This is a genomic window from Microcella sp. (assembly GCF_019739195.1).
Lineage (GTDB): Bacteria > Actinomycetota > Actinomycetes > Actinomycetales > Microbacteriaceae > Microcella.
The window spans coordinates 368,358-391,309 of sequence record NZ_JAHHDS010000003.1 but is presented as its reverse complement, the minus strand read 5'-3'; the positions used below and the strand labels follow the sequence as shown (position 1 = coordinate 391,309).

Below are 22,952 nucleotides of genomic sequence, written 5' to 3'. Positions count from 1 at the left end.
CCTAGAACCCGCGCCCGATCTCCCGCAGTCGGTCCACCCGTTCCGCCACGGGCGGGTGCGAGCCGAGCCACTGCGCGAGCAGCCCTTTGCCGATGGTGTTGACGAAGAACAGCCCGCGCACCTCGAACGATGCGGCTTTCACCGTGGTCAGGTGCTCCGCAATCTTCGACAGCGCCCGCACGAGACCCTCCGGAAAGCGCGTGAGCTCTACGCCGCTCGTGTCAGCCAGAAACTCGCGGCGGCGGGAGACAGCCGAACTGATGAGAGGGCCGAGCACGAAGGCCACGGCCGCGAAGGCGGTGCCGACGACGATCATCACGAGCCCGAGCATCCCGAGAATGAGACCCAGGCCGAATTTGAACTCGCTGATCACCGACCGCACGAGCGCCCAGCCGAGCACGAGCAGCGTGCCGGCGACCGACGCGATCGAGCCGACGAGGGCGAAGGTCGTCAGGGTGACGCGGCCATCCTGGTTGACGATGTGCGCCACCTCGTGCGCGACGACCGCCTCGAGTTCGCTGCCGTCGAGCAGGTCGAGGGCTCCGGTCGTGACGCCGATGACGGCGTTCTTGGGGCTGAGCGACGCGGGGAACGCGTTGGGGGCGGGGTCGTCGATCACGCCGACCTTCGGCTTCGGGATGCCCGCCCGAATCGCCGTCGTCTCCACCACCGTGTGCAGCCGCGGTTGCTGCTCGGCATGCACGGCCGCCCACCCCGCCGTGCTCGCCGCCGAGTTAGTGGCAGTGGAGAGCGCCCACCACTGGGGTAGATGACCCAGCGAGCGGGCAGAAGGTCACGTCAGCCAGAACGGCCACACCTCGCCGACCACCCACGCGCTGAACACCCCGAGCCCGACCACGGCGACGCAGAACAGGGCGATGAGCAGGATGCTCCACCGCTTGTTGCGCGCGATCTGCCGGTACATGAGGTGAATCTACCTCGCACGCCCGACCGTGGCTCATGATCGCTAGAGTCGACACACCCGACGAAAGCGAGAGCCTTTTGGTTTCCCTGCGCACCCTTCTCATCGCCTGCGTCATCACCGCGCTGGTTGCCACCGGCGGCGGGATGCTGGGGGCCAGCATCTTGCTCGCACCGAGCACCCCGGCCTCGGCCGTCGAGGGCACCGGCGAGCCGGGCCCTCCCGGGGCGGATGGCCGTGATGGGGTCGACGGGCAGGACGGGGCCGATGGGCAGGACGGGGTCGACGGGCGGGACGGCGTCGACGGGAGTGACGGAGCTCGGGGGCCTGCAGGCACTGCGGGTGCTCTGGGGGCAGACGGCCCGGAAGGGCCGATGGGGCCGCTCGGGCCGCAGGGGCCGCAGGGGCCTGCGGGGGAGCAGGGCCCGGAAGGCCCGGAAGGCCCGGAAGGCCCGGAAGGCCCCCGGGGCGTTCCAGGGCTACTCGACTATGCCTATTTCACCGCCGAGACGGCGTTTACGGCTACGGAGAGCGATGACTTCTCTCTTCCTCTCACCTGGGCCGCGGGATCAGAGGACTCGTCGATCGGGTCGGTGGATGGGGGTGGCACCATCACGCTGCAGCCCGGCCTGTACCGGTTGACGACCATGCTGAGCTTCGAATCCCTGGTCTATGGCCGTTACGCAACGCTGATGATCACCACGACCTACCCCGACCGCGGCTACGGGCCGTACAACCCGTCACGGGTTCCCTTCGACACCGAGATCGGTACCCAGAGCGTCACGACGGAGGCGACGCTGGTGCTTGACTACGCCACCGAAGTGACGGTGGACGTCGATGTTCTAACGGCGGACGGGGCTCTCATGAGAGATGTCGGCGGGTGGCTGATGATCGAGAGCTTCGGGTCATCGTTGCGCTGAGCGAAGGTCACGGCGCTGCTACAGCTCGCCGCCTGCGCCGAGCAGGTCGAGGGCTCCGGTCGTGACGCCGATGACCGCGTTCTTCGGGCTGAGCGACGCGGCGAACGCGTTGGGGGCGGGGTCGTCGGTCACGCCGACGCGAGGCATCGGGATGCCCGCTCGAATCGCCGTCGTCTCCACGACCTTGCGTAGCCGCGGTTGCTGCTCGGCGTCCGCCGCCGCCCACCGGCGGTGCTCGCGGCCGAGGTCGTGGCAATGCTCAGCGCCGACCACCGGGGTAGATGACGCAGCGAGCGGGCAGGCAGCATGTTCCACCGCTGGTTTGACGAGCTCTCGACTTTCTTGGCAGGGTGGAAGCACGACCGAAGAACCTTCGCCACTGATGTGAATGAGACCCATGACTGACATGCCTGAAACCACCCTGCCCACCGCACGAACCGCCCGCCGGCGCTGGCTGGTGCGAGGCTTCGCACCGGTCGCGCTCGCGGCGGCATTCGCGCTCGCCGGATGCGCTGCCGACACCGAAGCGCCCACCGAGCCGAACGGCTCGACCGTCGAGAGCGATGCTCCGGCCAACGAGACTCCCGAGGGCGACGAGCCCGCGGCGACCGTGCTGGGCACGGCGACGGTCGGCGGCACGAGCTACGACATCACCGAGCTGCGCAATTGCGAGCCTCTGAACCAAGACGCAGTCGAGTCGTCGCTCGAGCTGCAGGGATTCGGCGAGACCGCTGACGGCGAGCGCGTGCAGATCGACGTCTACATCCAGACCATCGGCGGCACGCCGCTCGACGTGGTCTCGTGGTCGGGCCCTGAAGGCGTCTTCGGCACGCAAGATCACGCGGATGTTCAGCTCGCCGACAACCGCGTGAGCGGCTCGGCGACCATGGTCGACTCGTTCACGCTCGAAGAAGAGCTGGCGATCGAGTACGACCTCGCCGTGCCGAACGAACTCATCGACTGCCGGTAATCCGCGCCTCCTCCACCGTCGCGGCTCGACGGCGCTCGTGCCCGACAGTGGGGGAGTTCGGCAAGCGGCTCACGTGACTCGGGCATCCTGCCCTGCATGACTGGAGCCTTTCGCACCTACCAGCCGACCGTCACCCGCCCGGTGACCGATGCCGACCTGCAGACCCCCGAGGCGCAGCTCGCTTACGCGCTCGGGCCGGCGCTGCGTTGGCAACTGTGGCTGTTCTTTCCGGCGAACGACAACGGGTTCGGCGGGCTCGCCATGCCGTGCGATGACCTGCCCCGCCGCGCACCCACCGACGCCGCCGACACGCTGTTCACGGTGATCGACGGGGTCGCCCAGCACTCGGGCGCGACGGAGCTCATCATCGGTCTCGAAAGGCGCGGCGGTCCCGACCCCGGCCGTCTCGATCGCGAGTGGATGCTCGCCGCATCCACCGCCGCCGACCGCGCCGGCGTGCGCCTGCGCGCGGTGCTCATCAGCCACACCCGCGGCGTGCGCGAGCACGAGCCGCCCGCCCCGACCCTCGCAGGAATGCAACCTGAGACCGCGCAATTCGATGCTTAGTTCACTACACTTAGTCCACATGGGGAGCCAGGTGAATGTGCACGAGGCCAAGACTCGACTCTCAGAGTTGCTCGCGCGGGTCGAGCGCGGTGACGAGATCGTGATTGCTCGCGGGGGAGTTCCCGTCGCGCGCTTAGTGGCGTTCGAGCAGTCGGCTGAGCGCGAATTGGGATTCTTGCCCGGGCTCGACACCCCCGCGTCGTTCTTCGAGCCGCTGCCCGAATCCGAACTAGCTGCCTGGGAGGGCGGGCTCGATGACAGCTACGGGGAGTCGTCGCCGTGACTCTACTTCTCGACACACACGTGCTGATCTGGGCGCTGGCCGCACCGCATCGTCTGCCGGAGGCCGTTCGAGCTCGGGTTGCCGATCGAAGCGAGACCCTTGTGGTCTCGGCAGCGAGCGCGTTCGAGATTGCGACGAAGCACCGACTCGGCAGACTGCCCGAAGCTGCCGCAGTCGTGCACTCCTACGACGAACAGGTCTCGAGACTCGGGGCGGAGGTGATCCCTATCGAGGCGCGCCATGCAATCACCGCCGGCTCGCTCGAATGGCCGCACCGCGATCCGTTCGACCGCATGCTCGCGGCGCAGGCGATGAGCGAGGGTCTCGAGCTGATGTCGGCTGACCCAGCATTCACCGGGCTACCCGGGCTAGCGGTCGTCTGGGGGTGATCGGCGCGCGCTGACGACCAGCGACAACACGCGCCGAGCATCCGGAATCTGAGCGATCAGTCGTCGAGCACGAAGGTGACCTCCATGGTCACCTGATAGGCCGCGACCTTGCCGTCGACGATGTGCAGCTTCTGCTCTTTGATCCACGCGCCGCTGACACCGCGCAGGGTGCTGTTGGCGCGGTCGACGCCGACGCGCACGGCGTCTTCGAAGCTCTTCTCTGAGCGGGCGGTGATGGTGGTGATGCGGGCGACGCTAGACATGGGGTTCTCCACTTCGTTGTGCGTGCTGGAGGTTCCAGTCAACCCCCGCGTTCGGCTCGCGTCTAGGGGTTGCGGCGCGCGAGCACCCGCATGTCACCCCTCGCCTCTAGCCTGGGCAGACCCCTGGCCGGAGGAGATCCCCGTGTACCTGACGACAAACGAGAGCGGCGAACGGATGCTCGTCACCTCGGCGAGCGACCTCACCCGCGCCGCAGAGTGCGAGTTCAGAGTAGCCCGCGACCTCGACGCGCGCCTGGGCCGCCTCGCCGCCGTCGACGACGAGCCCGACGCCATGCTCGCCCGCACCGCCGAGCTCGGCGACGCGCACGAAGCCGCCATCATCGCCGACTATCGGGCCCGCGCCGCTCACCCTGACGACGTGCTCGAGATCGACCGCGCCGATAGCGCTGGCCTTGATGCCATCGAGCCTCTCGCCGCGCAGACGCTCGACGCCCTGCGGCGCGGCGTGCCCGTCATCGTGCAAGCAACCTTTGTCGATCGCGACCACAGCCCCGGCCAACCGGGTGATCTGCCGATCGCGTTCGTCGGGTACGCCGACTTTCTCGTGCGCACCGCCGAGGGCGCCTACCGCGTGCAAGACAGCAAGCTCGCACGACGCGCGAAAGTCACGGCGCTGCTGCAGCTCGCCGCCTACGCCGAGCAGCTCGAGCGGCTCGGCATCGCCGTCGACCCCGAGGTCGACCTGATTCTCGGCACACGCGAGGTGAGCATCCACCGTCTCGACGACATCGCGCCGGTGCTGCGCGCGCGACGTGCCCGTCTGCACCGCCTGTTGCGCGAGCGGGCCGCGGCCACCGGGCCGATCGCCTGGCGCGACCCGAGCGTCACCTACTGCCGTAGCTGCGCGTGGTGCACCGCCGAGATCGCGCAGCACGACGACGTGAGCCAGGTGGCCGGGCTGACCGGCGCGCAGTGGACCAAGCTCGGCGCCGCCGGCATCGAGACCCTCGAGCAGCTCGCCGCGCTCGACGACCGCGCGGCCGTCGCGACCGCGAGCCTCTCAGGTATTTCGCGCAGCACCCTCGACGCCCTGCGCCTACAGGCCGAACTGCAGCGTCAAGCCGCGGGAGCCACCGCGGGCACTCCGCCGCCCGTGCGCGTGCGCGACGCGGCCGTGCTGCACGCGCTGCCCGCCCCGAACCCCGGCGACCTCTACTTCGACTTCGAGGGCGACCCGCTCTACACCGAGCACGACCCGACCCAGTGGGGTCTCGACTACCTGTTCGGTTTCGTCGACGCCGAGGGAGCCTTCACCGCCTACTGGGCGCACAGCTTCGCCGACGAGCGGGATGCCCTCATCGCCTTCCTCGCCGACGTGAAAGCCCGGCGTGCGCAGCACCCCGACCTGCACATTTACCACTACGCCGCCTACGAGCGCACCCACCTGCGCTCGCTCGCCGCGCGGCACGCGGTCGGCGAAGACGTGATCGACGAGTGGCTGCGAACCGGAGTGCTCGTCGACCTCTACCCGGTCGTGCGCAAAGCCCTGCGCGTCGGCAGCCCGAGCTACTCGATCAAATACCTCGAGCCGATCTACTGGCCCGAGGCGCGCGAAGGGGCGGCGGTCGCGCGGGGCGACGACTCTGTGGCCGAATACGTGCGGGCGCGCGCACTGCGCGAGGCGGGCGACAGCGATCCGGCCAGCGCAGCGGCTGCGCAGCAGATTCTCGACGACATCGGCGACTACAACGAGGTCGACTGCCTCAGCACGCTCAAGCTCGCGGCGTGGTTGCGCGAGCTCGCCGCCGAGCATCCGTCGCCGCCGCCCGTGCTGTTCGATGACGAGCCGGCCCCGCGCGAGCTGCCCGATTCGCCGCTGCGCACCGCACTGCTCGAGCTCGCCGCGAACGACGACGGCACGCCGTCGAGCGAGCCTGACCGCACGCCCGAGCAGCGCGCCTACGCCTACGCCGCCGCGGCCATCGACTATCACCGCCGCGAGCACAAGACCTTCTGGTGGGATCACTTCGACCGCCTCGTGGCCCCGCTCGACGAGTGGGCCGACGTGCGCGACGTCTTAACGGTGGATTCTGATCAGCACCGGGCGGATGCTCACCACGAGCAGTCTGACTGGATCAAGCCGACCCCGCGCAGCTCGCTCGGCCGCACGGTGCGCCTGCGCGGCGCCTGGAGCGCCGGCAGCCGGCCGACCGTGGGTGGCAGGTCGGGGCCGTTCGCGCTGTACGAGCAGCCCGCACCGTTCGCGCCGAGCAGCCGCGACCCCGGAGCCCGCTCGGCGCGCGCCATCACGCTCGTCGAGCTGCACGACGACGGTGTGACCTACCGCGAGACCCTGGCCAAGGGTGTCGAGCCCTACACCGACCTGCCCGTCGCCCTCACGCCGGCGAGCCCGCCGCCCGCCGGGCAGCAGAAGCCCGCCATCGAAGAGTGGGGGAGTGCGCTCGTGCAGGGGGCAGCGTCGTCGAAGGGCGCCGAGTGGCCGGCCGAGCCGGTCGGCGACCTTTTGCGCCGGGTGTCTCCTCGCACCCGCAGCGCAAAGCCCCTCGCCGAGGTGCCGATCGTCGACGGCGAACCCGATCGAGTCAGCGCCGTCATCGCGAGCCTGCTCGACCTCGATCGCTCGTACCTCGCCGTGCAGGGCCCTCCCGGCACGGGCAAGACCTACCTCGGTGCGCACGTCATCGCGGCGCTCGTGCAGCGGCAGGGCTGGCGCATCGGGGTTGTCGCACAAGGGCACGCGACCGTCGAGCACATGCTCGAGGGCGTCGTCGCGGCAGGGCTGCCGTCGCGCCAGGTCGCCAAGGCGCCGCGCACCAACGCTGACCCCGTCGACTACGCGACTGCTCACTTCACCGTGCTCGGTGAGGCCGACGACCTCTACGACTACGCGCACGGCCAGCCTGATGGCTTCGTCATCGGCGGCACCGCCTGGGATTTCTCGAACCCCCAGCGCGTCGCCCGCCGCAGCCTCGACCTGCTCGTCATCGACGAGGCTGGGCAGTTCTCGCTCGCCGCCACGATCGCCGCGAGCATGGCCGCGAAGAACCTGCTGCTGCTGGGTGACCCGCAGCAGCTGCCTCAGGTGAGCCAGGGCACGCACCCCGAGCCGATCGACGGCAGCGCGCTCGGCTACCTCAGCGCCGGGCACGACGTGCTGCCAGCCGAGCTTGGCTACTTTCTCGCCGAGACCCGCCGACTGCACCCCGCGCTGGCCGAGCCCGTCTCGCGGCTCAGCTACGAAGGTCAGCTGCACGCGCACCCGAGCGCAGCCGAGCGCGAGCTCGTGGGGGTCGCGCCCGGGCTGCACCCCGTGCCCGTGCAGCACCACGGCAACGCGACCGAGTCAGTCGAAGAGGCAGACGAGGTCGTCGCGATCATCCGTCGCCTGATCGGCAGCGAGTGGACCTCGGGGCCGGATGCTGAGCCGAGGCCACTCGCCGACCGCGACGTCATCGTCGTCACGCCCTACAACGCGCAGCAGCAGACGATTCGCGAAGGGCTCGACGCTGCGGGCTTCACGAGCACGCGTGTTGGCACGGTCGACAAGTTTCAGGGGCAGGAGGCCGCCGTGGCGATCGTCTCACTCGCGGCGTCAAGCTCGCGCGACGCCCCTCGCGGCATGGAGTTTCTGCTCAACCGCAACCGCCTCAACGTCGCCATCTCGCGCGCGCAGTGGGCCGCATACCTCGTGCACTCGCCGGGGCTGCTTGACTCGCTACCTCACACGCCGCAGGGCGTGGCCGAGCTGAGCGCCTTTATCCGCCTCGTCGAGACGCACTGAGCAGCACTACGAGCCGGTGCTGCTCGACTCGACCTCGAACGTGAACGAGCCGGGCACTCCGCCGTAGGTGACGCGCAGCAGGGCAACCGGCCCCACCTCGTCAGAGGCGGTGCACACGAACGTGCTGCCGACAGCGAGCGTGGCCTCAGAAGGACAGATGACGCTCACGTCGAGACCCTGCTGCTGCAGGTCGGCGGCGATCGACTGCTCAACCTGGCGCAGCTCGGCGAGGCTCGCGTCGCGCGGCAGGGCCAGGCTCGCAGCGCCCGCGGCGGCGCCGACGACGATGCTGAGCGCCAGGTAGACCCAGGTCGGCGCGACACCTTTGCCCGTCGTGCGCAGCACGTGAATAGCCCGGGCGATGAGGTACATCAAGGGCCCGACGAGAATCCACAACACCGAGGGCCTGAACTCGTGGCCGAGCGCGCCCAGGCGCCGGAAGTCGGCGATCGCGCCGACGAGCACCCAGGCGATGAGCACGGCGCCGAACGAGGCGCCGATGATCATCGTCGAACTGTTGGTGCCGCCGTCGGTCAGCACCCACCCGAGGGCGAGCAGGCCGAGCTGCACCAGGGGCGAGAGTGCGAGCATCCACGCCCCGCCGGTGGTCACGCCCGTGACGGTGCGCGACGCCGAGCTGCCGCGGGCGCTGCCCCAGGTGCGCGTCATGGGCTCGTAGTCGACGCTCGCGAGATCGACCGAGCCGGTGGGCTGGGCGAAGGTTGACGACGACGTCCACGGCGTGCCCGCCGAGGCCGGCGCCGGGGGAACCGTGGCGAGCGGGGTCACCGCGAATGAGCCGGAGTCGGGGGCGCGCGTGGGCTCGGCGCTCGCCCAGCTGGGTTCGGGCGGGGCGGTGCTCGCGACGCTGGGCGCGGCAGGGTCGGGGGCTGGCCAGCCTGACGGTGCAGACTCGGCGACGGGCGACGTCGGAGGCACGAGGCGCACGGGCTCCGAGATCGGGAACGAGCTCGACGTCGGCGGCACGAGCTTCACCGGAGCCGACACCGGAATCGACGGCGAGCCAGACGCTCGCGTGTCTCGACGGCTCGGCACGGCGTCGGCCGCGGGCGGCACGGTGAGGTCGGTCGCCGCAGGCTCGGCAAACGGAGGCGGCACGGGCGCCGACGGTGCCGGCATCGGAATCGACGAAGCGGGCGTCGACTCGGCGGTGGTGGCGGCCGAGACGGGCGGCGGGAAGGCGGATGCGTCGGGCGCGGGCGCGGCAGGATTCGGCTGAGTGTGGTCGGTCCAGCTCTCGCCATCCCACCAGCGAATGAGCGCAGCGTTCTCGGCGTCGGTGTACCACCCGGGTGCTACCGAACTCATCTCGCCCCCTTTGTGCGACGACGGTCTCGCCGTGAATGGGGCCAGTCTAGGGCTGAGCCTCGCTCAGTGCTATTCGCCTCTGCGCACTGTGATCAGGGCTACGACGACTCGGGCTGAATCGGTGCCGCACCCGCGTCGGTGCGCTCATCGGCGGCGTGCTCTCGCTCGTGCGATGTCGACCCTTCCGACGTCGACTCGTCGTGGTCGTCGCCGACCTCGTCCTGGTTCGGGCTGACCTTGCCCTCGTCGAGCACCTGCTCGCCGGCGACGATGTCACCAGCCTCGGGGTTGCGCTCGTCGATGTCGTCGGCGACGGGATCAGCCTCGTGCTGCCGCTCGTGATCGTTCGTGGTCATGCTCGATTCCTTTCGCCGCGACGGCTGAACGCGATGGTCGGGTGCCCGCCCTCCCCCTGAGTGCGGGCACCCTGGGTCGAGAACGAGGAAGCCCAGTCGTTCCCGACCTGTCGGTCAGCGGTCTGAATTTCCGCCGTTGATCATCGTGGAGTCTTCGCCGGGGTCGCGGTCGAGCGGCGAGATCAGCTCGTCGTCGCTGTCGCCGTCGAGGTGCTCTTCGCGGCGCGGTTGCTCGTCACCTTCGACGACGCCGTCGCCGACGACGACGGGGTCGCTGGGTCCGGGCTCGGCCTGGCCCGCACCGATGTCACCCTGGGCGCCCGGGTTCTCGCCCTGCGTGAGGTCGTCGTCGTGGGTGCCGCTCGTGTGATCGTTCATGCTCATGATCCGTCCCCCTTGCTCTTGCGTGATGCCCGGCAACTCGCCGCGGCATGCCCTCCACTCAACCCGCCGAGGTCGAACCTCACCAGGGGTTGCCACGGGGGTGCGGCCGGGCTATGGTTCGCGGCGATGAGACGCGCAGCAGGCATCGCCGCCGACTACCTCTATGTGCTGCGCTCGCGGCTGCGGTTCTACCGCTATGGGTCGCGTCCGCCGGCTCCGATCGAGGCGGGGGCGGATGCTCCGCCTCCCGTTCTTCTCATCCCCGGGGTCTTCGAGACCTGGCACTACCTGAAGCCGCTGCGCGATCGGCTCGAGGGGCTCGGGCACCCCGTGCACAGCGTGCCCGAGCTCGGCTTCAACCGTCACCCGATTCCGGAGATGGCGGCCCTGCTCGCCGCCTACGTCGAGCACCGCGACCTGCGCGACGTGCGCATCGTCGCCCACAGCAAGGGCGGGCTCATCGGCAAACTGCTGCTCGTCGGAGACACCGACGGCAGATTCGACCGCCTCATCTCGATCAATACGCCCTACCTCGGCAGCCCGCTCGCGCGCTTCGGGCTTGGCCCGTGGCGCGAGTTCTCGCCGACGCGTCCGGTCATCGTCGAGCTGGGCGAAGCGCTCGACGTCAACGGCCGCATTACCTCGCTCTACAGCGAGTTCGACCAGTACGTGCCCGCCGGCAACTCAGTGCTGCCGGGTGCCGAGAACGTGGTGCTGCCGCACATCGGGCACTTCCGCGTGCTCGCCGTGCCCGCCGTCATCGACGAGGTCGTCGCTCGCCTCAGCGAGTAGGCGCATCGCCGAACGTGCGGCTACCGCGCGAGCGGAATCCTCCACGAGTCGTCGCCGATCTCGGCGCCCGCGTGCGGACCCATCTGGAGCATCCCGCCGTCGACCACGACCGACGACCCCGTGACGTAGGAGGCGTCGGGGGAGGCGAGAAAGGCGATGACCGCCGCGACTTCGTCGGCCGCGCCCGGTCGACCCAGCGGAATGCCGGGTCGCGACACGGTCTCGGGGTCGACGTTGTGCTGATCGGTCATCGGTGTGGCGATCTCGCCCGGAGCGACCGCGTTGACGGTGACGCCCGCGGGGGCGAGCTCGAGGGCGAGCGACTTCACAAGACCGCCGAGGCCGTGCTTGGCCGCGTCGTAGGCACTCGACCCGGCCATCGGCTGGTGCTCGTGCACGCTCGTGACGGCGATGAGGCGCCCGCCGTTGCCCGCGCCGACCATGCGCCGGGCGGCCCGCTGCATGCTCAGAAAGGCACCATCGAGATCGGTGGCGATCACCTGCCGCCACTCGCCGATGCTCATCTCGAGCGCCGGAGTGGTGGTGCCCACGCCCGCATTGTTGACGAAGACGTCGACGCCGCCCAGAGCATCGATGAGTTCGTCGATGTCGTCGCCGATGCGCTCGAACTCGCTCACGTCGATCTGACGCACGACGGCGCGAGAGCCGAGCGACTCGACCTCGGCGGCCGTGGCCATCGCGCCCTGCTGATCGGTGTGAAAAGTGATGCCGACATCGAGCCCGTGACGCGCGAGCGCGACCGCTGTTGCTCGGCCGATGCCCGAGTCAGCGCCCGTCACGATCGCGCGGCGCGCGGGGGAGTGCGAGGTCGTCATTCTTCGTTCGCCTCCGCGAGAGGGTCATCGTCGTCGACTTCAGGAACCGGCTCGTCTTCGCCGGCGACGTCGGCAGGAGCATCCGGCCCCATGCCGTCATCAATGGGCTTGCCGTTCTCGTCGGTCTGAGGCGGGTCGCTGCGCGGATCAATGCTCGTCGTGTCGTCTCGTGAGTTCTCAGCGTCGCCGGTCGGGGTCTGCTCGCCGTGGGCCGTACTCATGGCTGGTCTCCTTCTCTCTCGTTCTCGTCGATTGAGCCGCCGATGGCGCCTCCGCCGAGGTTGCCCCCGACGTAGCGGTCGTCGGCGCCCTGGCCACCCGACTCGGCGGTGTCGCTCGCTCCGGGCACGGTGATGTCGGGGTCGGCACCGTCGACTGCTCGAGCGTCGACTTGGTCGTAGTCGTCGGCGTTCAGGTCGTCAGGGTCTGGCTGAGAGGTGTCTCGGTCGTTGTTCATGAGGACAGTGAAGCGAGGTGCTCAGAGCCTGACAACGGGGTTGACAGCGAGCGCGCAGGTGTGATGACCCCCATCGCATGAAGCGCGATTCAGCAATAACTGAGGGTGTTGCGCGCTCGAACTGACAGAATCGGCCCATGCCTGCCGCTGACGCCGTGCCTGTGACAGCCGACCGACGTACCTTCACCTGGAAGCTGTTGCCAGCGGCCGTCGTGGTGACCAGTGCGATTCCGCTGTTCGGCTTCGAGAACCGGCTGGTCGGGTACCCCTGGCTCGTGATCGGCCTGATCATCGCCTACTTCGTCGACCGCGAACTCATGCGCGATCTCGGCATTATCGCCGCGGGCCTCATCGTGGTCAGCACGGTGAGCGTCAAGGCCGACATCTCGTGGCCCAACTTCTTATTGCTCGGCTTCGTGCTGAGTCTCGCCGTGCTCGTGCCGTTCGTCATCGACCGGTTCGTCTTCAAGCGGAAGGTCATCCGTTTTCCGTGGCGCAGCGGGCAGAAGTGGCAGCCGTGGGAGAAGTCGTATCTCTTCGCCGTGCCGTTTCTCGGCTGGCTGATTCTGCCGTTCTACTTCATCACCTCGGGCGCCTACCAGAACTGGCCCGCCGTCTCCGAAGCGTCAGAAGTGGCGCGGCTCTTCGTGGGCGTCAACGCGGTCGGCATCTGGGATGAACTATTCTTCATCTGCACCTGCTACGTGCTGCTGCTGCGCCACTTTCCGGTGCTGACCGCCAACATTCTGCAGTCGATCATCTTCGTGAGCTTCTTGTGGGAGCTCGGCTACCAGGCCTGGGGCCCGCTCATGACGATCCCGTTCGCGATGCTGCAGGGCTGGATCTTCCACCGCACCAAGTCGCTCACCTACGTCATCATCGTGCACCTGCTGTTCGACCTCGTGGTCTTCCTCGCGATCGTGCACGCCCACAACCCCGGCGTCTTCCCGTTCTTCCCGGTCGAGAGCCCCGGCAGCTAGGTTGCTGCCGCTCATGGCGGCATGATCGAGGCCGGCTGCACCACCGAGATCGAGGGCGAACCCCCGCGTCTCCACAATTCAGGAGTTCGGGATGCTCGCACCCGGTCGACACGCCGTGCGAGCATCCCGAACCGCCGTTTCTGGGCCGCGGTTCCTGAATTGTGGTGAACCCACAGGCGGCAGAGGCTAGACGTAGCCCCGCGTGCGGTCTTCGTCGGCTTCGGTCTCGGCGGCGTCGTCTTGATCGCCCGCGGCCTCTTCGCGCGCCTCGTCGACGCTGCGCAGGTCGTTGGTGTCGTCGGCCTGTGGGTCGCGCTGCGTGCCCGGTTCGGTGCTGTCGCTCATGCTCATGGTGTGCTCCTCTCACCGCGGGGTGATTCGCTCTCGATGAGCGGCCCCGTGTCTTCGAGTGAAGCGAGCGCACGCCGCGCAGACCACCCCTTGACACCGGCGCCTCCACAATTCAGGAGTTCCGGATGCTCGCGCCCGGTCGACACGCCGTGCGAGCATCCCGAACCGCCGTTTCTGAGCCGCACCTCCTGAATTGTGGGGGCGCGCCCTCGTGCGTGACTCCTGAATTGTGGAGATGCCGCCGGGCACGCGACTCCTGAATGGTGGTGACCGGCGGGTGGGGCAGACTCGAGGGGTGAGCCTGCTTGACGCGATGCCCCGCCCGTACGAAGCCGGTGCGGCGTATGACGCGATCGAGAACTGGGCGGTCGGGCAGGGGCTGAACCTCTACCCGGCGCAAGAAGAGGCGATCTTCGAGCTCGTCGCCGGCGCTCACGTCGTGCTCGCCACGCCGACCGGCTCGGGCAAGAGCCTCGTCGCGGTCGCCGCCCACGCGATCGCCCTCGCGCAAGGGCAGCGCACCTACTACACGGCGCCGATCAAGGCGCTCGTGAGCGAGAAGTTCTTTCAGCTCGTCGACATCTTCGGTGCCGAGAACGTCGGCATGGTGACGGGAGACAGCGCGGTCAACGGCGATGCCCCGATCATCTGCTGCACGGCCGAGATTCTCGCCAACCAGGCGCTGCGCGAGGGTGCCGAGCTCGAGGCCGGCATCGTCGTCATGGACGAGTTTCACTACTACGCCGACGTCGACCGCGGGTGGGCGTGGCAGGTGCCGCTGCTGACCCTCACGAACGCGCGCTTTCTGCTCATGAGCGCGACGCTCGGCGACGTGACGCCGATCGCCGCCGACCTCGAGAAGCGCACCGGGCATCCGGTGAGCGAGGTGACGCACACCGAGCGGCCGATCCCGCTGACGTTCGAGTACGTGCGCACGCCAGTGCACGAGACCGTCGAGACCCTGCTCGAGAAGCGCCAGGCGCCGATCTACATCGTGCACTTCAGCCAGGCCGCGGCGATGGAGCGCGCTCAGGCGCTCTCGAGCATCCGCGTGGTGACGCGTGAGCAGCGCGACGAGATCGCCGCCGCCATCGGAGACTTCCGCTTCGCGACCGGATTCGGCACGACGCTCAGCCGGCTCGTGCGCTCAGGCATCGGCGTGCACCACGCCGGCATGCTGCCGAAGTACCGCCGGCTCGTCGAGGTGCTCGCCCAGCGCGGGCTGCTGCGCGTCATCTGCGGCACCGACACCCTGGGCGTGGGCATCAACGTGCCGATTCGCACCGTGCTGCTGACGGCGCTCAGCAAGTATGACGGCGTGCGGATGCGCCAACTGAGCGCGCGCGAATTTCATCAGATAGCGGGTCGCGCTGGTCGCGCCGGGTACGACACTGCCGGGCTCGTCGTCGTGCAGGCTCCCGACCACGAGGTCGAGAACCACCTCGCGACGACGAAGGCGGGGGAAGACCCGAAAAAGAAGAAGAAGATCGTGCGCAAGTCGGCGCCGGCCGGCTTCGTCACGTGGAGCGAAACGAGCTTCGAGCGACTCATCGGCGGCGCACCCGAGCCGCTCGAGAGCCGCATGCAGGTGAGCGCGGCGATGCTCATCAACCTCATCGCCCGCGGGGGAGACGTGTTCGCCAACGCTCGCGCGCTGCTCACCGAGAACCACGAGCCGCCGCACCGGCAACGCGAGCTTGTGAAGCGCGCGCTCGGCATCGCCCAGACGCTGGTGCGCGCGGGCGTAGTGGTCATCGACCGCGCTACCGAGCCGGCAACCATCACCCTCACGGTCGATCTGCAGCCCAACTTCGCGCTCAATCAGCCGCTCAGCCCCTTCGCGCTCGCCGTCATCGGAGTGCTCGACCACGCCGACCCGAACTACCCGCTCGAGGTGATCAGCGTCATCGAATCGACGCTCGACAACCCGCGGCCCGTGCTCGCCCAGCAGCAATTCGCTGCGCGCGGTGAGGCGATCGGCGCCATGAAGGCTGAGGGACTCGACTACGACGAGCGCATGGAGGCGCTCGACGACGTCGAGTACCCGAAGCCGCTTGACGAGCTGCTCACCGCCATGTTCGAGACCTTCGCGAGCACCCAGCCGTGGATTCGCGACGTCGAACTGCGCCCCAAGAGCGTCGTGCGCGACCTCTACGAGAAGGCCATGACGTTCACCGAGTACGTCAGCCACTACAAGCTCACCCGCAGCGAAGGGCTGCTGCTGCGCTACCTCAGCGACGCCGACCGAGCCATTCGCCAGACCGTGCCCGATGAGGCGAAGACCGACGAGCTGCGCGACATCATCGAGTGGCTGCGCGAGCTCGTGCGCCAGGTCGACTCGAGCCTGCAAGATGAGTGGGAGCAGCTGAGCTCCCCTTCCGAAGTTATGGAAGGCACGCCAGCGTTGCCGCCCCGGCCGCCGGATGTCACGACCAACCGCCGGGCATTCCTCGTGCTCGTGCGCAACGAGCTGTTCCGCCGCGTGCAGCTCGCGGCCCTGCAGCGCGATGACGACCTCGAGGCGCTCGACCCCGACGCCGGCTGGCCCGAGGCGCTCGACGCCTACTACGCCGACCACGACGAAGTGCTCACGGGGGGCAACGCGCGCAGCGCATCCCTGGTGCAGATCGATGAGAGCCCCGAACGCGATGATCCGGATGCTCACGGCACGTGGAGCGTGCGCCAGGTCATCGACGACCCGGCGGGCGACCACGACTGGGGTATCGACGCGGTCGTCGATCTGGCGGCGAGCGTCGAGGCCGGATTCGCCGTGGTCAGGGTGCTCGGCCTGCGCCGCATGTAGCAGCCCGATGGCCGCCGTCGGCTAGAAGATGACGGTACGCAGCACGCCGAGCGCGGGCGTGAAGAGCCCGATGTTGACGAGCACGGCCGTGATGGCAAGGTTCGTCAGCAGCGGCCACCAGCCGCGGCCGGTCGCCTGCTTGCGCACGACGATCGTGCGGGCCACGAGGTAGCCGAGGGCACCGAGAAAGGCCCAGCCCCAGTGCGCGCGCCGGAGGTGACCCCACTCGTGCAGGGTGATGCGGTCGCGGCGCACGAACATGATGATCCACAAGATCGGGATGATCATGGCGCCAAGAATCCAGATCGCCGGCGTCGACTCGAAACCGGTGAGTACGACCGCCGCGGTCTGCGCGAGCACCGTCACGAGGGGAGTGAAGGCGAGTGCCCAGGCGGCGGGGGTCGTCGTACGCTCAGGCGTGTAGTCCATCGACTGCGCTGAGGTGTTCCATAGTTCGTCGGTGCGCCGGGTGTGTGACTTCCACGTGCCCAACACAGGGGGCTCGGTCGCCGACGCGGCGGCCGCCGAGGGCGTAGCGGGCGACCACGAGTACGGGGCCGAGTATCCGTAGGGCTCGGTCATGCCCGGCACCGCCAGCGCGTCGCTCGAGCTCATGTCGACCACGCCTGCCGCGACAGGCACCGGCTCAACGATGGTCTTGGCGCGCGTGTGGGTCGTCCAGCGGGCACCATCCCACCACCGAAGGCGCAGTGCGCGCTCCGGGTCGTCGTACCACCCAGCTTGGGGCGTGTAGTCAGCGGTCATCGAGTTCTCCTGAGCCGAGTCTACGAGCGGAAGGCTCGATGTGGGGGTCAGGAGCAGTCCCCCTTTATGGGGACTCAGTCATTCACCTTCTCGGCCGAGCATGCTCCATACGGTCGTCGTCAGCGCGGGGTGATCGAGCGCGATCTGCCGCAGTAGCCGATAGTCGCGCGACGGGCCCGGCAGGCGATCACCGTCATCGCGGATGCGGTCGGCTCTGAGCATCCACACCACCAGCTCGTCGACCGAGGGCAGCTCGCTCATGAAGTCCCACGGGTCTTCACCGTCGCGCGCTCGCGCGAGAATCACCGTCTGCAACTCGTCGTGCGCCTCGGCACGCAGAACCTCGAGGCTGGCGCCCCGGCGACTGCGCGTCTCATCCACCTCTCGAGCCTACGACGGCCACCCGAGAGCAGCATGACGGGGGCGGATGCCCTCCGAGCGTCAGCCCAACTGCTCCAGCACCAGCTGCACCGCGGCGGGGTCGAGGCTGAACCAGACGGCGATGACCCCAAGCTGCGCGATCACCCAGATGACGAGAGGCCACGGCGACGCTCCGGTCGCGCGCGACACGCGCAACCCGCGCACGGCGAGGTAGACCGGGGGAGTGATGAGTGCGGCGATCCACGGAGCGGTGCGCAAGTGGCCCGAGCTCTCGAGCAGGCGCGTGTCTTGACCTGCGAGTGCGGCCGAGAGCACGAACGGCAGGGCAACGGCGAGAGCGCGAGTCCAGCTCGAGCTCTCGGGCGGCAGCGAGCTGAAGACCCAGAAGATCAGCAACGCCTGGGTAACGGGCATCGTCGCCATGAGCCAGATCGAGACGGTGTGCACGCGCAGGCCCTGCGGGTTGCGCGTCGTCGCGCGGTGCGACACGTGGGCGAGTGCCTCAGCGTGGCGACGGTGCGCGAAGGGCTCGTAGTCGACCTGGGTGCCGGCCGAGCCGACCGAGTTCGATGAGAACGGCACCGACGAGGTGCTCGGCGAGAACGCCGAGTAGGGCGCGGACGACGCGACCTCGGCCTCGATGCGGCTACGCGTAGTCGACGGCCGTGCGGCAACGGGGTGCAGCGGCATGCTCTCGGCGGTGCGAGCCGAATCGCCCGGCCCGACGGTCGTCGGCGCGCTGCCGACAGCGGTGAGCGCGATCGTCGGCGACGCTGCCGCGGCGCGAGGCGCCTCGAACGGAGCAGTGTGGTTCGACCACGCGGTGCCGTCCCACCACCGGCGCTGCGTAGCCGCACCCGAATCGGCGAGCGTCACCGGGTCGGGATACCACCCGGCCGGCACCCGCACCGTCGTCGTGTTCGTCATTGCTCTTTCCCCCATGTGTTCCCGGTCCCCCGACCGGGTCGTGCTTTCGATTATGCGCGCCGAGCGGTTCGGGCCGCTCGGCGCGCATTCGCTCAGCGAACCACGCTGAAGATTCCCCAGTCGTCGACCTGCCACGCGATCCACCCGTTCGACCGCTGCAGGCTGACCGTCACCACCAGGTTCTCGCCCGAGGTGTTCACGGCGGGGCAGCGCAGCTGCTGGCCGATGAACAGCGGCGGCGTGGCCGGGCACGAGACCTCCATGGCCGAGCCGATGCTGCGGGCGTTGAGCTCGATGCTGTTCGACGCCTCGGCGGCGAACACGGTCGGGAAGGCGGCGATGATGAGGCCGGGAACGGCCAGGATCGATGCGCCGACGAGACCGGTGAGAAGCAGCGCGACCCCAACTGGGCCGTAGCCGCTGCCCGAGATGCGGCTGAGCGTCACGGCGCGCACGATCAAGAAGATCGGAGCGCCGAGGGCGGCCCACCACCCGCTGGCGACGCGGTCGACGCCGCGGCGACGCAGCGTGCGAGCATCCAGCAGGGCCAAGACGATGATGATCGGCAGGGGTCCGAGCCAGATCGCGGCCATGAAGGCGACGCTCGGGCCGGTCGAGAACGCGGCGACGACGAGCAGGCTCAGCAGCAGCTGCAGCATCGGCAGCAGGGCGATGGCCCACACTTCGATCGTCTGCAGGTGCGGCGCAGTCGTGCCGAGGGTCTGGTGCGTGCCGCGGCGGCCCGGGTCGCTCGCCGAGACCGGCGACTCTGACCAGGCGGGCGTGAAGGCGGGCGCGTTCGGGGCAGAGCCGAAGCCGGGTGCCGAGCCGTACCCCGGAGCCGAGCCATAGCCGGGGGCGGAGCCGTAGGCCGGAGAGCCGGCGCCTGCGCCCGAGCCGAAGGGCGATGAGCCGGTCTGCACCGACGACACGGGTGCCGAGGTGCTCTGCAGTGGAACCCAGGGCTCGCTCGGTTCCTGACGCGTCGTGCGCGCCGTATCGGCGGCGAGGTCGGCGAAGGCAGCGGCCGCGAAGGCGTCGGCGGGGTTCGATGCGGTCGGCGTCGCCGCAGCGGCCGAGGGCGCAGCGGCCGAGGGCACTGAGGCTGCTGGGGCCGAGGGCGCGCTCGGGTCGATGAGCGGCGGCGCTTCAGCGGTCGACGGCGGCGCGAGTTGACGCAGAGTCGCCGCGGTGGGCTGAGCGATCGGCGATTCGTCGGTCTCAGGAGCCGACTCGGTGCTGCGGCGACCGCGTCGGGTCGGCAGCTCGTCGTCGGCGAACATCGTGGGCGCGGCTGCCGCAGTCGGCATCATCGGCTGACGGGCGTCTGAGACGTGCTCGGTCCAGGAGTGGTTGTCCCACCACCGCAATTGCGGAAGGCCGAGCGGGTCGGGGTACCACCCCGCCGGCACGCGACCGTATTCGTCTTCTGACACGCTGATTTCCCCCTCAGGTGCTGGTCCCGAAACCAGCGTCGTCAGTCTACGGGGCAGTACCCCCTGAGGGGGAGGAATCGTCACCCCCCCAGTCGGGGTGTCACCCTGTCGGGGTACACGACCGTTCTACCCCCGGATTGCAGCGTCATTCCGCGGTCTGGCGCCGCTCTCGACGCACGCGGATCGCATCGACGATCAGGCCGATGACGATCGCGACGACGACGGAGACGACGACCGCCAGCACGGGATTGTCGCCCAACCACACGCCGAAGGCGGCGCCGAGAGCGACGTTGTAGACCGCCCAGGCCAGGCAGGCGAGAGCACTGAGCGGCAAGAATCGGCGGTAGCCGAAGCCCGTCGCACCCGCCACGAGGTTGACGGCGACACGGCCGTAGGGAATGTAGCGCGCAATGAAGATGACGAGCGCAGCCCTCCGGTCGAGCGCGGCACGCGCCCAGGCGAAGACGTTCTGCACCCGCGGCGACCTGATGCGCGCGAGCAGGGGCGCACCGAGTTTGTGGCCGAGCGCGTAGGTCAGGCTGTCGCCGATCATGGCCGCGAGTGCGGCGACGACGATGAGCAGCGCGAGGTTCGGGGTGCCGCTCGAGACGCTGAGGGTCGCGAGGGCAACGACGGCAGTCTCACTCGGCACGATGACGAGAAACGCGTCGAGAATCGTGAGCAGGGCGACGATCGGCAGCACCCAGGGCGACCCCGAAGCGTCGATGACCCACTGTGTGATCGCCTCCACGCTCGCCAGCGTGGCTCGGGCAGGTGAACAGCAGGCGACCGGATGCTCCGCGCGCACCCGCGCGCTGTGCTCAGCTGCTCGGTAACGCTGCGGCGGCCGCCGCGAGCCAGGCGCGCCCTTCAGCCGCGCGATCACCAGGGGTGAGGGTCGGACCGTCGACCCAGGCGGTCGCGACCCGCAGCCCGTGGAGTGCACTCAGCACCCACACTTCGCAGCCCTCGAGCTCTTCTGGGCGGGCGCGCCGCTGACTGAGCGGCACGCCCGCGGCGCGCGCGGCGTCGAGCACGAGGTCGACGGTGACGCTCGCGATGCGCGGCAGCGTGTCGGCGGGCCGCACGAGCACCCCGTCGTGCCACCACAGCAGCCCGCTGTACGCACCTTCGACAAGATGCCCGTCGGCGTCGAGAATTACGGCTTCGCCCGCGCCGAGAGGCTGCACGGCGGTGCGGAGGCTCAACAGGGCATCCAGGTCGGGGCCCTTGACCAGCGGTTGCGTGCGCACATCGCGCGGTGCGGTCGCGACGACGACGTCGGTGCTCGGCGGGGGAGTCGGGCGCAGGCGCAGCCACCACTGCGCCCCATCCTCTCCGTCGCGCGTGCGCAGTTCGATGCGCGGAAACCAGTCGCCGTGCCGGGGCAGCGCGGCGATCGCGTCGTCGACGAAGCGCGCGGCAGCGTCGACCTTGTCGGGGCACTGGATGGCCACGCCAGCGAGGAAGCGCGCCCGATGGTGCCCGAGACCCCGCGCCATGCCGTCGATGACACGCCACGAGTCGGCGACGAGCAGCCGGCCGTCGTGTGGGTCGCACCAGTCGACGACCTGCCAGGTGCGCGCCGTGCCAGGCACCCAGGCGTGCAGCCCCTCTTCTGGGCGACCCTGCTCGACCTCGGCCATACACTTCAGCGTATGCGGCACGGCGTTCTCGGGCATTCGGTCGCGGCGCCGCTCGATGCCGAGACCGTGGCGGCGTTACTCGAGCGTGAGCACCCTGATGCCGACGGGTTCGTCTGGCTCGACAGTGGCATCGGCGCGCGCACCGGCCGCAGCCTCATCGCCGTCGGCGAGCGCGTGCACCTCGACAACGCTGCGCCGGTGCTTCCACAACTTCGGAAGGAGATCGCCGCGCTCGCCGTGCCCGCCGCAATGGGTGCCACGGCCGTGCCGCTTGGTCTCGTCGGCTGGTTCGGCTACGAGCTGCGCGACGAGACGATGGGCCTTCCCGTCGAGATCGTTCCGCCCGAGCATCGCGCGGCCTGGCTGCGCGTCGACCGCGGTATCGAAATCGACCACGAGCAGGGCACCGCCCGACTCGTGGCGCTCGACCTCGACGGCCACGGCGACTGGAGCGGCGAGCTCGACGAGTGGCGGCAGCGCATGCTCGCGGTGCTGCAGGGGGCGGCATCAGCATCCGTCGACGCCGCTGGAAAGGGCCCCGCGCCGAGCGCCGCGATGTCGGTGGTCTGGCGCGACACCGACGAGCACTATGCCGACCTGGTGCGCGCGTGCCAGCGCAGCATCCGCGACGGCGATGCCTACCAGTTGTGCCTCACCACCCAAGCCGAGCTCGAGACCGTCGACGAGTCGCCACTCGCCGCCGCCTCGGTCTACCGACGGCTGCGACGGTCGAGCCCCGCCCACCACGGAGCGCTCGTGCGCATCGGTGGCACCACGCTCTTGAGTGCGAGCCCCGAGACCTTCTTGCGCGTCACCGACGGCGTGGTGCAGACCCGGCCGATCAAGGGCACGCGGCCCCGCGATGCCGAGCCCGCGCGCGATGCGGCGCTCGCCGCCGAACTCGCCGCGAGCGACAAAGAGCAGGCCGAGAACCTCATGATCGTCGACCTCATGCGCAACGACCTCGCGCGCGTGTGCGAGGTCGGCAGCGTCACCGTCACGGGCCTGCTCGAGGTCGAGAGCTACGCCCACGTGCATCAACTCGTGAGCACCGTCGAAGGACGCCTGCGGCCAGGTCTTGATGCGCTGGATGCTGTGGCCGCGTGTCTTCCCGCCGGCTCGATGACGGGCGCGCCCAAGCGCCGAGCCATCGAGTTGCTCGCCGAGCTTGAGGCCGGCCCCCGAGGCATCTACTCGGGAGCGTTCGGCTACCTCGGCGCCGACGGCACCGCCGATCTGGCCATGGTCATTCGCAGCATCGTCGTCGAGGGAAGTCGCGCGACCATCGGCGCGGGCGGCGGCATCACGGCGCTGAGTGAGCCGATCGCCGAAGTGGCCGAGATGCGCCTCAAGGCCGCCGCGCTGCTGCGCGCGCTCGGTGCCGCTGACGCGCACGTGCAGACGGTAATCTGAGAACTTCGCCCCGCCACCA

At 69.4% G+C, this 22,952-nt stretch carries 27 protein-coding genes; 10 read left to right on the top strand and 17 right to left on the bottom strand.

Annotated features, from left to right (window positions below; all coding sequences use genetic code 11):
• Position 1: 1 nt before the first annotated feature.
• Both KL788_RS03610 and KL788_RS03605 read right to left on the bottom strand, forming a co-directional pair.
• Positions 2-703 (bottom strand): M48 family metalloprotease, encoded by a 702-nt coding sequence (locus tag KL788_RS03610; RefSeq protein WP_293168577.1) that lies wholly within the window; start codon positions 701-703, stop codon positions 2-4.
• Between the two features lie 90 nt (positions 704-793).
• Positions 794-925 (bottom strand): hypothetical protein, encoded by a 132-nt coding sequence (locus KL788_RS03605; protein ID WP_293168575.1) that lies wholly within the window; start codon positions 923-925, stop codon positions 794-796.
• 35 nt (positions 926-960) lie between these two features.
• On the opposite strand from KL788_RS03605, the gene KL788_RS03600 reads away from it, so the two are divergent.
• Entirely contained in the window at positions 961-1,842 is an 882-nt protein-coding gene (locus KL788_RS03600) for a hypothetical protein (RefSeq protein ID WP_293168573.1), read from the top strand.
• Between the two features lie 18 nt (positions 1,843-1,860).
• On the opposite strand, the gene KL788_RS03595 is transcribed toward KL788_RS03600, so the two are convergent.
• Positions 1,861-2,115, bottom strand: a complete 255-nt coding sequence (locus KL788_RS03595) for a M48 family metalloprotease (protein ID WP_293168572.1) — start codon at positions 2,113-2,115, stop codon at positions 1,861-1,863.
• A 124-nt stretch (positions 2,116-2,239) separates the two neighbouring features.
• Between KL788_RS03595 and KL788_RS03590 the strand changes: the two genes are divergently transcribed.
• The 4 genes from KL788_RS03590 (at position 2,240) to KL788_RS03575 (ending at position 4,051) form a co-directional block, all read left to right on the top strand.
• Positions 2,240-2,812, top strand: a complete 573-nt coding sequence (locus tag KL788_RS03590; RefSeq protein ID WP_293168570.1) for a hypothetical protein — start codon at positions 2,240-2,242, stop codon at positions 2,810-2,812.
• A gap of 96 nt (positions 2,813-2,908) precedes the next feature.
• Entirely contained in the window at positions 2,909-3,379 is a 471-nt protein-coding gene (locus KL788_RS03585; RefSeq protein WP_293168568.1) for a hypothetical protein, read from the top strand.
• Positions 3,380-3,398: 19 nt separating this feature from the next.
• Positions 3,399-3,662: a type II toxin-antitoxin system Phd/YefM family antitoxin gene (locus KL788_RS03580; RefSeq protein WP_293168566.1), complete on the top strand. Its 264-nt coding sequence runs from the start codon at positions 3,399-3,401 to the stop codon at positions 3,660-3,662.
• Positions 3,659-4,051: a type II toxin-antitoxin system VapC family toxin gene (locus tag KL788_RS03575; RefSeq protein WP_293168564.1), complete on the top strand. Its 393-nt coding sequence runs from the start codon at positions 3,659-3,661 to the stop codon at positions 4,049-4,051. The genes KL788_RS03580 and KL788_RS03575 overlap by 4 nt, the downstream gene beginning before the upstream one ends.
• A 56-nt stretch (positions 4,052-4,107) precedes the next feature.
• On the opposite strand, the gene KL788_RS03570 is transcribed toward KL788_RS03575, so the two are convergent.
• Entirely contained in the window at positions 4,108-4,314 is a 207-nt protein-coding gene (locus tag KL788_RS03570; RefSeq protein ID WP_293168562.1) for a dodecin family protein, read from the bottom strand.
• Between the two features lie 142 nt (positions 4,315-4,456).
• Here KL788_RS03570 and KL788_RS03565 point away from each other — a divergent pair, with 142 nt between their 5' ends.
• Complete coding sequence (locus KL788_RS03565; RefSeq protein ID WP_367120410.1) at positions 4,457-8,077, top strand: TM0106 family RecB-like putative nuclease; 3,621 nt, start codon at positions 4,457-4,459, stop codon at positions 8,075-8,077.
• A 6-nt stretch (positions 8,078-8,083) separates the two neighbouring features.
• Here KL788_RS03565 and KL788_RS03560 read toward each other — a convergent pair whose 3' ends face one another.
• The 3 genes from KL788_RS03560 to KL788_RS03550 form a co-directional block, all read right to left on the bottom strand.
• On the bottom strand, positions 8,084-9,406 hold the full coding sequence (locus KL788_RS03560; RefSeq protein ID WP_293168560.1) for a DUF2510 domain-containing protein: 1,323 nt from the start codon (positions 9,404-9,406) through the stop codon (positions 8,084-8,086).
• 98 nt (positions 9,407-9,504) lie between these two features.
• Positions 9,505-9,762 carry a hypothetical protein gene (locus KL788_RS03555; protein ID WP_293168558.1) on the bottom strand — a complete coding sequence of 86 codons (258 nt, stop codon included), beginning with the start codon at positions 9,760-9,762 and terminating at the stop codon, positions 9,505-9,507.
• 114 nt (positions 9,763-9,876) lie between these two features.
• Complete coding sequence (locus KL788_RS03550) at positions 9,877-10,146, bottom strand: hypothetical protein (protein ID WP_293168556.1); 270 nt, start codon at positions 10,144-10,146, stop codon at positions 9,877-9,879.
• Positions 10,147-10,272: 126 nt separating this feature from the next.
• Between KL788_RS03550 and KL788_RS03545 the strand changes: the two genes are divergently transcribed.
• Positions 10,273-10,938, top strand: coding sequence for an alpha/beta hydrolase (locus KL788_RS03545; protein WP_293168554.1), 666 nt, complete (start codon positions 10,273-10,275; stop codon positions 10,936-10,938).
• Positions 10,939-10,958: 20 nt separating this feature from the next.
• Here KL788_RS03545 and KL788_RS03540 read toward each other — a convergent pair whose 3' ends face one another.
• Genes KL788_RS03540 through KL788_RS03530 form a run of 3 tightly spaced genes read right to left on the bottom strand, consistent with a single transcriptional unit; the run spans position 10,959 to position 12,231 of the window.
• A complete protein-coding gene (locus tag KL788_RS03540) occupies positions 10,959-11,774 on the bottom strand; it encodes an SDR family oxidoreductase (RefSeq protein WP_293168552.1) in 816 nt (271 codons plus the stop codon).
• The gene (locus tag KL788_RS03535; RefSeq protein WP_293168550.1) at positions 11,771-11,995 is read right to left on the bottom strand and encodes a hypothetical protein; all 225 of its coding nucleotides are present in this window, start codon (positions 11,993-11,995) and stop codon (positions 11,771-11,773) included. Before KL788_RS03535 ends, KL788_RS03540 begins: the two co-directional genes overlap by 4 nt.
• Positions 11,992-12,231 (bottom strand): hypothetical protein, encoded by a 240-nt coding sequence (locus tag KL788_RS03530; RefSeq protein WP_293168548.1) that lies wholly within the window; start codon positions 12,229-12,231, stop codon positions 11,992-11,994. Before KL788_RS03530 ends, KL788_RS03535 begins: the two co-directional genes overlap by 4 nt.
• A gap of 137 nt (positions 12,232-12,368) precedes the next feature.
• Here KL788_RS03530 and KL788_RS03525 point away from each other — a divergent pair, with 137 nt between their 5' ends.
• Positions 12,369-13,211: a CPBP family intramembrane glutamic endopeptidase gene (locus KL788_RS03525; RefSeq protein ID WP_293168546.1), complete on the top strand. Its 843-nt coding sequence runs from the start codon at positions 12,369-12,371 to the stop codon at positions 13,209-13,211.
• A gap of 186 nt (positions 13,212-13,397) precedes the next feature.
• Here KL788_RS03525 and KL788_RS03520 read toward each other — a convergent pair whose 3' ends face one another.
• A complete protein-coding gene (locus tag KL788_RS03520; RefSeq protein WP_293168544.1) occupies positions 13,398-13,562 on the bottom strand; it encodes a hypothetical protein in 165 nt (54 codons plus the stop codon).
• A gap of 313 nt (positions 13,563-13,875) precedes the next feature.
• On the opposite strand from KL788_RS03520, the gene KL788_RS03515 reads away from it, so the two are divergent.
• Complete coding sequence (locus KL788_RS03515) at positions 13,876-16,365, top strand: DEAD/DEAH box helicase (RefSeq protein ID WP_293173137.1); 2,490 nt, start codon at positions 13,876-13,878, stop codon at positions 16,363-16,365.
• Between the two features lie 21 nt (positions 16,366-16,386).
• Here KL788_RS03515 and KL788_RS03510 read toward each other — a convergent pair whose 3' ends face one another.
• The 6 genes from KL788_RS03510 to KL788_RS03485 all read right to left on the bottom strand — a co-directional run bounded on the left by KL788_RS03510 (position 16,387) and on the right by KL788_RS03485 (position 21,520).
• The gene (locus KL788_RS03510; protein ID WP_293168542.1) at positions 16,387-17,130 is read right to left on the bottom strand and encodes a DUF2510 domain-containing protein; all 744 of its coding nucleotides are present in this window, start codon (positions 17,128-17,130) and stop codon (positions 16,387-16,389) included.
• Between the two features lie 78 nt (positions 17,131-17,208).
• A complete protein-coding gene (locus KL788_RS03505; protein WP_293168540.1) occupies positions 17,209-17,511 on the bottom strand; it encodes a tryptophan synthase subunit alpha in 303 nt (100 codons plus the stop codon).
• A gap of 60 nt (positions 17,512-17,571) precedes the next feature.
• Complete coding sequence (locus tag KL788_RS03500) at positions 17,572-18,438, bottom strand: DUF2510 domain-containing protein (RefSeq protein ID WP_293168538.1); 867 nt, start codon at positions 18,436-18,438, stop codon at positions 17,572-17,574.
• A gap of 92 nt (positions 18,439-18,530) precedes the next feature.
• Positions 18,531-19,874, bottom strand: coding sequence for a DUF2510 domain-containing protein (locus tag KL788_RS03495; RefSeq protein WP_293168536.1), 1,344 nt, complete (start codon positions 19,872-19,874; stop codon positions 18,531-18,533).
• A gap of 145 nt (positions 19,875-20,019) precedes the next feature.
• A complete protein-coding gene (locus tag KL788_RS03490; protein ID WP_293168534.1) occupies positions 20,020-20,625 on the bottom strand; it encodes a DedA family protein in 606 nt (201 codons plus the stop codon).
• Between the two features lie 70 nt (positions 20,626-20,695).
• A complete protein-coding gene (locus KL788_RS03485; RefSeq protein WP_293168532.1) occupies positions 20,696-21,520 on the bottom strand; it encodes an aminotransferase class IV in 825 nt (274 codons plus the stop codon).
• A 12-nt stretch (positions 21,521-21,532) separates the two neighbouring features.
• Between KL788_RS03485 and KL788_RS03480 the strand changes: the two genes are divergently transcribed.
• Positions 21,533-22,933: an anthranilate synthase component I family protein gene (locus tag KL788_RS03480; protein WP_293168530.1), complete on the top strand. Its 1,401-nt coding sequence runs from the start codon at positions 21,533-21,535 to the stop codon at positions 22,931-22,933.
• Positions 22,934-22,952 lie beyond the last annotated feature (19 nt).